The organism is Pseudomonas sp. N-137 (genome assembly GCF_034555295.1).
Taxonomy (GTDB): Bacteria; Pseudomonadota; Gammaproteobacteria; order Pseudomonadales; family Pseudomonadaceae; genus Aquipseudomonas; species Aquipseudomonas rhizophila.
The window spans coordinates 69,344-78,810 of sequence record NZ_JAXUDQ010000002.1; the positions used below are offsets into that span (position 1 = coordinate 69,344).

Consider the following 9,467-nt stretch of genomic DNA (forward strand, 5'->3'; position numbering starts at 1 on the left):
ACGGCGCTTACGACACAAGCGTGCAGAACAGCCGCCCTGGACACTGAATCGCGAAAGTCGATCGCTCAGACAGCTCCTTCCAGCGCCAGCATCAACCCGCTCAAGCGCTTGACCTTGCGCTGAACCGCCTCTTCAAAGACGCCCGCTCGCGGCTCTATCAGACTGAACCACTGCTTGCCCCGAGTAATGGCGGTGTACACCAATTCTTTCGTCAGCACCGGGTTCAGCGCATCCGGAAGAATCAAAGCCGTATGGGCGAACTCCGAACCTTGGGATTTGTGCACCGTCATGGCAAAGACAGTTTCTACATCGTTCAGGCGGCTGGGCAGGACGAAACGCACACCGCCCTGGCCATCGTTACGAGGGAACGCCACCCGCAGAACCTGCTTGCCGGCGTCTGGCCCCTCACGCTCGGGCAGCTTGAGCGCAATACCGATATCGCCATTCATCAGGCCCAACCCGTAGTCGTTGCGGGTCATCAGAACCGGGCGCCCTTCGTACCATTGATGATCGCTGTCGATAAGCTGGGCCTTGAGCAGTGCGGCGGTGATGCGCTGGTTCAACCCCGCGACGCCCCACGGGCCTTTGCGTACGGCACAAAGCAGCTGGAACTCGTCGAAAGCCGACAGCACTTCCCGAGCCCAATCGGTCCAGCAGCTGTCCTCAAGCGGTCGGGAAATGGCCGGGCGGCGCTGACGCAACAGGCTCAAGTAATGCCGATAACCCTTCGGCCCTTCTGCCTTGCCGTCGAGTAACAAGCGCTCCAGCGCCCCATCGTGTTCGCCCCTCAGCGCCAGGGAAAACAGGTCGGTGAATTCGCCTTCGAGCATCAGTTGACGGGCCTGTTCCGGTTGTTGCTGGTTGACCCGACGCGCCAGTTGACCGATCCCACTGCCCTCACCGAAGCGCCGCGAATGCCTGAGCATGACCACTTGCTGGGCCAAGGCATGAGTGCCATCGAGGTCTTGCCGCAGATCACTGGCCGCCAGGTTTTCACCACTGACCGACTCCAGCCAGGCCAGGGTCCGGGGGCTGTACCAACCCTCCTCGGCGTCCCGACACAGGTCCCCCAGTACCGCACCGGCCTCAACAGAAGCCAGTTGGTCCTTATCACCCAGTAATACCAGTCGCGCATGAGTCGGCAGCGCATCCAGCAGATTGGCCATCATTTCCAGATCGATCATGGAAGCTTCATCGATCACCAACACATCCAGTGGCAAGCGATTGCCCCCATGATGGCGAAAATGTCGGGTACCAGGCCGACTGCCCAACAAACGATGGACCGTGGTGACATCACAGGGAATACGCTCGCGCACGGCGTCAACCACATCGAGGGTGCGGACCTGCTGGCTGATGGACTCGGTCAGACGCGCCGCCGCCTTGCCTGTGGGCGCGGCCAGGCGGATCCGCAGCGGTTTGCCTGCCTCGACAGCGGGCGCCTGAAGCAAGGCGAGCAAGCGCACAACCGTGGTGGTCTTGCCGGTACCCGGGCCGCCAGTGATGATACTGAAGGCTCCACGGGTCGCCAGCGCACAGGCCAGTTTTTGCCAATCGATCGGGCCAGCGGCGTTGGCCGGCCCGAACAACCCGTTCAAACGCTCGCGAAGATCATCAGGTGCCGCTTCATGTTCGGCAAGCCGTTGTCGCAACGCCTCATCGATCCGCCGCTCATAAGCCCAATAACGACGCAGATAAAGCCGCTTACCTGATAACACCAAAGGGCGCTGCCGCGCTTCTTCATGCTCATCGACGGCCAAGGCCACCAGAGCACTGGAAGCCAGGACCTTGCACCAGTGAGCCCCATCGAGGGTCCGTAGTATTTGCGAGGGCAACAACTCTACCCCCGTTTGCGAGTCGCCTTCAGGCGGCAGTGACAGGGCGAAATCCGGCTCCTTGAGCGTTTCGAACAGATCCAGGCAGACATGCCCGTGACCCAACTGATGGCTGGTGAGCGCCGCAGCAAGCAGCACCAACGGATCATCTTCAGGCGCGAGCTCATGGAGGAAGGCGACGAATGCCTTGTCCAGGGCGCGCAACCATCCTCGTTCGACCCAGCGGGTGAGCAACAGCAGCAAGTCATCCGCGCGGCTCAGCGGAGCCAGATCCATCAGGCTCTCGTCATCAGACGATTTGGGTAACAGATCGGCAAAAGAACGTTTCATAGCAGCTCCCCCTGTTCCCATGCCGGTTCAGCCTTTGGCTCGCAAACCCCTTGGAACATGCGGTCCAGTTGCTCGATCAGCGCCCGTGGAGGCTTGGTGAAGTAAACGCCCTGACTGGCTGAGCGGGTACCGCGCAGGAACAGATACAACGCGCCACCGACATGCCGGTCGTAGTCATAGCCGGGCAGGCGCGCCTTGAGCTGACGGTGCAGGGCCAACAGGTACAACACGTATTGCAGGTCGTAGCGATTGTCGAGGATCGACTGTTCCATGGCCTGCTCGGTGTAGGCCATGTCATCGACACCCAGCCAGTTGGACTTGTAATCGGCCACGTAATACCGGCCCTCGTGCTCGAACGTCAAATCGATGAAGCCCTTGAACATCCCGTTGAGCAACACCGGCTCAGCGGCCACGCGAGCGACACCGCCATGGGTGAATTGGCAAACCAGTTGGTCGAGCTTGAGCACATCGACCTTGTGGCTGGCAAACCAGAACTCCATCTCGACCTGAAACCGGGACAGGTTCTCGAGCACCACCGGCGCCTGGTCACCACCTATGTGCATAGGCAGTTTGATCAGGTGTTGCAGCCAGTCACCCAGGGTAGCGATCCAGCCTTTCCAACCTCGACGATTGCAGCGCCGGGCTATGGCATCCTCGATGGCGGTTGGCGTAGCTTCAAATCCTTCGCCAGCGGCCCACTCCAGCAGGCCATGAAGGAATGTGCCGGGACCAGGGCCGCGAGGGAAGCGGTGAATATCGCCACCCACGGCAACAATTTCCCTTGGGGCATCGGGGTCAAGCCGCTCATCGTCGAACAGCTTCTGAGCCTGCGGGTTCTCCGGCGCATCATTGCTGCCCGCACTCAGGCTTTCCCCAATACGCAAGGCGCTGTAGGAGGCGATCCACCAGTTTTCGCTGGCTTTGCGTACGGGTATCAAAGGTTCAAGCAATACCGCTTCGTTGCGTGGCGGCCGGTAATGCTCGTCGGTGGCCTGGGGCATCTCCTGATAGCTGACCACTGCGCTGCCTTGTTGCAGGTCCTCCAGCCAGCGCTTCAACTCCACCGATTCGACTAACGGCACACCACCGCCCAACAGATAGCCCAATGCGGACAGGTGCAGGATCGAGCTGTTGTTATTGCCCCGTTTGAGATCAGCCACACCCAGCCAGCAAGCATGTTGTGCGCGGGTCAGGGCCACGTAGAGAAGCCGCAGATCCTCGGCCAGGCGCTCGTCATCGGCCTTGGCGATCAACTCGGCGGTAGGCTTGAGGCTGATCTGTGCCTTGCAGGCTTCATCGTGGTAATGCAAAGGCAACCGACTGCCATCCACCGGTTTCGTCGAACAGATGAAGGGCAAAAACACCAGTGGATATTCAAGTCCCTTGGACTTGTGAATCGTGACCACCTTGACCAGTTGCTCATCGCTTTCCAGGCGCAGGATCTGTTCTTCGCCAGCCTGCCCGGACAGCGCCAGGTGCTCGGACAGATGCCGAATCAAAGCTTGCTCGCCATCCAGCTCACCGGCGGCCTGTTGCAACAGCTCGCAAAGATGCAGCAAATTGGTCAGCACCCGCTCGCCGTCGCTGCGCGTCATCAAGGCCTGGGGCAGCTCGAAATCATGTAGCAGGCGACGCAGCATGGGCAATACGCCCTGGGTACGCCAGACCGTACGATAGCCTCGGAACTGCATGACCCGACGCTCCCAGGCCAGCTCATCCTGATTGAGACGTTCCAGCTCCGTCAGCGCAAGATTCAGCGTGATGCTGGCCAGTGCTGCCCGCAGTGGCCGCTCGACATCCGGCTCGGCGCAGGCCCTGAGCCAGATCAGCAGGTCCCGCGCTTCCTGTGAAGCGAAGACCGAGTCTTTGTCGGACAGATAGACACTGCGCACTCCCCGCGCGGACAGCTCGTCGCGCACGGCCTGAGCTTCTTTGCCGTCACGCACCAGGATGGCGATATCCGCCGGGCGTAATCCCTGGAGCGTCTTTTCATCGACCGTAAAGCCATCGCGCCCCGATTGGCCGCCATTGAGCAACGCGGTGATCTCACTGGCACAAGCCGCCGCCATGTGCTTCCGATACACCGCCCCGGAAAGCGGCTGATCAGAAGACAGGTGCCAGATATTCATTGCGGCAACGGGTAGCCCGTTGACTTGCAAGGACTCCTTGCGCCCTTGGGACTCAACGGGCTGGAACGGCACCGGGTTCTTGCCCGACGGTTCACGAAACAGAAAAGCACCGCGCCCTTCAGGGCGAGATTCGGCATTCTGGAAAATATGGTTCACCGCACTGACCATGGCGTGGCTGGAACGGAAGTTTGTTCCCAGCGTATGCAGCCTGCCGGCGGTGGCTTCGCGGGCGCGCAGGTAGGTATAGATGTCAGCGCCGCGAAAAGCGTAAATGGCCTGCTTCGGGTCACCAATCAGGAACAGCCCGGTGTCGGGGTTGCTTTCTGCGATGTGGTAGATGCTTTCGAAGATGCGATATTGAATCGGGTCGGTGTCCTGGAACTCATCGATCAGCGCCACCGGAAACTGTTCGCGGATCAAGCTCGCCAGCCGCGCTCCACCTTCGGCTCGAAGGGCGGCGTCCAGACGCAGCAGCATATCGTCGAAGCCCATCTCCGCGCGGCGCCGTTTCTCCGCCTCGAAACGTGCCCCCACCCATTGCGCGGCATGTTGCAGCACCGCGGCATCGGGAGTGGGCAAGGCTTCCAGGCTGGCCTTGAGACCGGACATGGCGTCCAGCCCGGGATGACTGGGCACTTCGCCTTTCCAGGCCTCGGCCATGCCCTCGGGGGTCAGGCGTGTGAATCCGCTGCCGATGTCCAACAGCTCAAGGCTTTCGTCCTCCACCCAGGCATTGATTTTCTGGAACCACGGTTCGAAGTACCGGGCCTGCATCTTGCGCCCGTCGACGCTTTTGTTGGCGACGCCTTGCTGGCAGATCTCCAGCAACTCCACGGCCCATTGCCGCCACGGCGCCTTGAGATCGAGCAAGGCGGCACTGCGCTCCTGAAGCGATGCGACGATCAGTTCGGCCGGTTCAAGCCCCTCAGCAGCATCGCGTTCGCTAGAAAACAGGCCTCTGACTCGCGGCAGCAGCGCAGCGGGCCCGCCCCAATGTGTCCGCACCCAATTCAGCGCCTCACCTTGCATCGAGTAGCAGAACAGCCGCCAATAGTCGCGAAGCACTTCGCCAAGCAAGTCGCTGTGATCGGTTTCCAGGGTCTGGGTAAACAGGCTACCGCTGTCAAAAGCATGTTCACGCAGCATGCGCTGACACCAGCTATGGATGGTCGACACTGCTGCTTCATCCATCCATTGCGCAGCGATGTCCAACCGGTTCGCACAGCCAGGCCACTGCGTTGCATCGAACTCATCCCGCAACTCGGCGATCAGCGAATCCGGGGCGGCAATTTCATCACGAAAGAAGCGCGCCGCCTGGGCCAGACGCATGCGGATACGTTCACGCAATTCCTTGGTGGCAGCGTCCGTAAAGGTCACCACCAGGATCTGCGGAGGAAGCAGTTCGCGACCAAAGCCGGTAGCCGGGCCGCCATGCCCCAGTACCAGACGCAGGTACAACGCCGAAATGGTAAAGGTCTTGCCGGTACCGGCGCTGGCCTCGATCAATTGACTGCCACGTAGCGGGAAGGCCAGGGCGAGTGGAGGCTGGCGAGTCATGAGCTTACCTCCTCGCCGGCCAATGAACGCCATGGCGCTTCGAGCAGTGGCCGGTAAAGAGCATCGCACCAGTCGGAGAATGTCTCGTCGGCCGTCAAGGCATCGAAGTCAGCAAACTGCCGGGCCAACGCCGGACTTTCCCGCCGCTCACCTTCAGAGTTCTGCCCGTCGCCTTCGTAGGCTTTTCGAGCAGCCGCATCGGCTTTGGCTGGATCGCTCTGGCCGAGCCAGGCGAAGGCGGTCTTCACCGCGACGGGAAGCGGCTGACGCATACCCGCCTGCCAGGCTTGCAATAGATCGCCGAGCAACCGTCGTGCCACGGGCTCTTCAAAAGGAGCCAGCAGCAAGCTGTCATCACTGGCCACCAGTGCCGTCGTCATCGAAAAGCCGTTAGCGCACGCAACAAGATGATTGACCCAAGGACGAATCAGACGATGCCATTTACGGGTCTTGGGGGAGCCAATACCGTTGGGTATCGCGCTGATGGTGAGAACCGCTCCATCAGCACGCTGGTGCAGGCCACTCAGCCAACCCTCGACGCTCACGCCATGCAATTGCAAGCTGACAGGCAAGGCACTGGTCAACGGCGTGGGCCATAACGCCAGAAGCTGCTGGTAACTCTGGAGCAAATCAGGCAAGGGTTCGATCAATTCACGTTGCATGCATTCACCGAAACCGGCCATCGGTAACAGGCCGCTGTTCTGCAGTCTTTTGGCATGAGTGGCCAGTGCCAGATCCGGTTGATCGAGGCGAACCAGGGCGGCCTCCAGCAAGCTGTCGCTCAGGCTGTAGCGTTGCAGCGCATCGAGAACGAAGGGTTCGTCATCTGCCAAAGGGGCCTCGATGGCCTCGAAGAATATTTTGAGTCGTTGACTGAAGAAGTGCCGGACGGGATTGCGCAGAAAGTCCTGCAGTTGCCCAAGGCCCAAGGGCTCTTCCTGAACATAGGGTTCCAGCACCTGGCTTTGGGCGGCGTGTTCGTGGGCACCGTGGAGCATTCGCCATTCACTGGCGTAACTGAACAATGCACTGCCTTGATGAAAATAACGAGCACTGAACGGTTGCAGCGGATGTTCCTGGGTCAACGCCTCAAGAAGGTCCCCGCGGTCATCCGCCAACCGCCAACCGCTGGCGAGATGATCCCGCAGTTGGCCGACCAATACTGAAGCAGGACGGTCGCTGTTGTCGCGGATGCTGCGTCCGACCCAACTGATATAGAGCTTTTCCCGGGCTGAAAGCAGCGCCTCCAATAACAGATATCGATCATCTTCGCGTCGGGAACGATCCCCGGGGCGATAGTCGCTGCCCATGAGATCGAAATCCAGGGGCGGTTGTGCTCGCGGGTAATCACCGTCGTTCATACCCAGTAGACACACCAGTTTGAAAGGAATCGCGCGCATCGGCATCAGGGTGCAGAAGTTGACCGCTCCAGCCAGGAAACGCTGGGACAGTCGGCCCTGATCCAACCCTGCCAACCAGGCCTCACGGACAACAGTCAGGGGCAACTCATCCTGCAGGGCAACCGACTCACAGGTCTCCAGCCAGGTTTCACGCAAGTCTTCGAGTTGGGCCAGCAGATAGTCGTCATGTTCGTTGCTCGCCTGGAAAAACAGTTGCGTCAGATCATGCAGGCGCGAGCCCCATTCTTGCGGTGATGCGGGCCGGGTGAGTTCCTGATGAGCGACTTGCAAAGCATCCAGCAACGCAACCAGAGGACCGATCAACGCCGCATCAAGGCCACCAATTTCATCATAGGGTTCGATGCCGTCATAAGCGCCCGCGCTGCCGACGGCATACCCCAGCAGCATGCGCCGAAGACCGAAACGCCAGCTGTTCTGCTCAAGCTCCGCGGGTAATCCCAGTCCGGCACGATGTTCGGCACTCATGCCCCAGCGGATACCGGCACCCTCGATCCAGCGGTGCAGCGTAGGCAAGTCAGCTTCATCGATACCGAACCGCTCACGCAACGCCGGAACATCGAGCAGATCGAGGATTTCGCTGACCGGAAAGCGGCTATCCGGCAGCTTGAGCAAGTGTTCGACAGCGATCAATAACGGATCACGTCCACGCTGGCCCTGATCAGTGAGGGTGAAAGGAATGAAACGGGGATCAGTTCTTTCAAGCTGACCGAACACAGCGCGTATATGCGGTGCGTAGCTGTCGATGTCCGGGACCATGACAATGATATCCCGGGGGCGCAGGCTCGGATCCGCACTAAAGCGGGCCAGCAGCTGATCGTGGAGGATTTCAACCTCGCGCTGAGCACTGTGGGCTACATGGAAACGGATAGACCCGTCCTGCTCCGTATCCACCGCTGGCCAGTGTTCCCGGGTTTCGTTCAGGGGGCGCAGCTCGAGAATGTCATCCTGCAGTTGGCCGAGAAGGGTCGTGGGACTCCCCTCGCTGAACAGGTCGATCCGTCCATCGCGAAATACCGAGCGATAACTGTTGGGATCGTCGTAGCTGTCGAGCAGGTTGATATAGTCACGCCCCTGCTTGCCCCACGCAGCCAATAATGGATGAGCATGCTGGTGCAAGGTCTGCGGGTCGAGGACAACGGGCATTCCGGCCTTGCGGGCCTGGCGTTTGTATTGGTGGCGTAGCAGGTCCTTGTCGGCGACGATGTCCGCCCAATGGTGGCGACATGGGTTATGAACGCACAGCAGAACCTGGCTAAACCGTGACAGACCGGCAAGTGCTTCAAGGACTTGGGCCGGCAGAGAAGAAATGCCGAACACTATCACCCGCGCGGGCAGGTTCCTGGGAGCCACTTCCAAACTGTTGATACGCTCGATGTACCGTTGATGAACCCCAGCACGGCTTTGGGCCATGCCTTGCTCCCCTACATCCATCAAAAGGGCCCGCCACAGTTCGGCCTGCCAACAGTTTTCTGGCGCGAGCGGCTTGATTTCGCCCCGGACATTTCTTGTCTGGTGCCGACCTTCCGCCCAGTCCTCCAGCCAATCCGCCCGGTACACCTGGTATTGGTCAAACAGATCGGCAAGACGCTCGGACAACTGATAACGCTTGCGCAAGTCGGTGTCGTGGGTAAGGAAACGCCGCAGGGGCTCGAAATGGGGCTGCTCGATCAACTGTGGCAGAAGGCGCATCAGCCGCCATGTAAGTGGAGCCTTATCAAGCAACGACTTGGCCGGAATTTCGTCACGTCCCAGGACCGTTCGATAGAGTTGCCACATGAAACTGCCGGGCAACTGCACATCAATGGCGGCGGCGATACCGCAGCCACCGGTATCGTCATCTTCCGGATCCTCAGCCAATGCCAGCTTCAACCATTGGGCGATGCCATTGCTTTGAACCAGCGCGATTTCATTTTCAAGAGGCCCCAGCGGATAGCGCCGCATCAAGCTGATCACCAGGCTGCGCAACTCATCCAGGCGATTCCCGTGGACCACCATGAAAGCAGGGCTTAAGGACGTCGCGTCCGGCATAAAGGCATCCTTGAAAATGCAAAAGCTAGGGCCGAACCTTAGCACTGTCGGGGGGCTGTGACAGCCGGGAGGTGTCCGTGCTTGTCGTAAGAACTTTCCTGCGGGCAAAACAAAACCCCTACCTGCGTCAGCAGATAGGGGTTTCGGAATTTAATCTTGACGATGACCTA

The 9,467-nt window shown here is 60.0% G+C and carries 3 protein-coding genes; all 3 read right to left on the bottom strand.

The window, feature by feature from the left end; all coding sequences use genetic code 11:
- Nucleotides 1-65: 65 nt before the first annotated feature.
- The 3 genes from recD to recC are packed head-to-tail and all read right to left on the bottom strand — an operon-like array spanning nucleotide 66 to nucleotide 9,297.
- Nucleotides 66-2,162, bottom strand: a complete 2,097-nt coding sequence (gene recD / locus T3A99_RS00360; RefSeq protein WP_274091372.1) for an exodeoxyribonuclease V subunit alpha — start codon at nucleotides 2,160-2,162, stop codon at nucleotides 66-68.
- A complete protein-coding gene (gene recB / locus T3A99_RS00365; protein ID WP_160892551.1) occupies nucleotides 2,159-5,848 on the bottom strand; it encodes an exodeoxyribonuclease V subunit beta in 3,690 nt (1,229 codons plus the stop codon). Before recB ends, recD begins: the two co-directional genes overlap by 4 nt.
- On the bottom strand, nucleotides 5,845-9,297 hold the full coding sequence (gene recC / locus T3A99_RS00370; RefSeq protein ID WP_322833848.1) for an exodeoxyribonuclease V subunit gamma: 3,453 nt from the start codon (nucleotides 9,295-9,297) through the stop codon (nucleotides 5,845-5,847). The genes recB and recC overlap by 4 nt, the downstream gene beginning before the upstream one ends.
- Nucleotides 9,298-9,467: the final 170 nt, after the last annotated feature.

Coding starts and splice junctions, on each gene's coding strand:
- recD (WP_274091372.1), bottom strand. CDS start 2,162: ATGAAACGTTCTTTTGCCGATCTGTTACCCAAATCGTCTGATGACGAG.
- recB (WP_160892551.1), bottom strand. CDS start 5,848: ATGACTCGCCAGCCTCCACTCGCCCTGGCCTTCCCGCTACGTGGCAGT.
- recC (WP_322833848.1), bottom strand. CDS start 9,297: ATGCCGGACGCGACGTCCTTAAGCCCTGCTTTCATGGTGGTCCACGGG.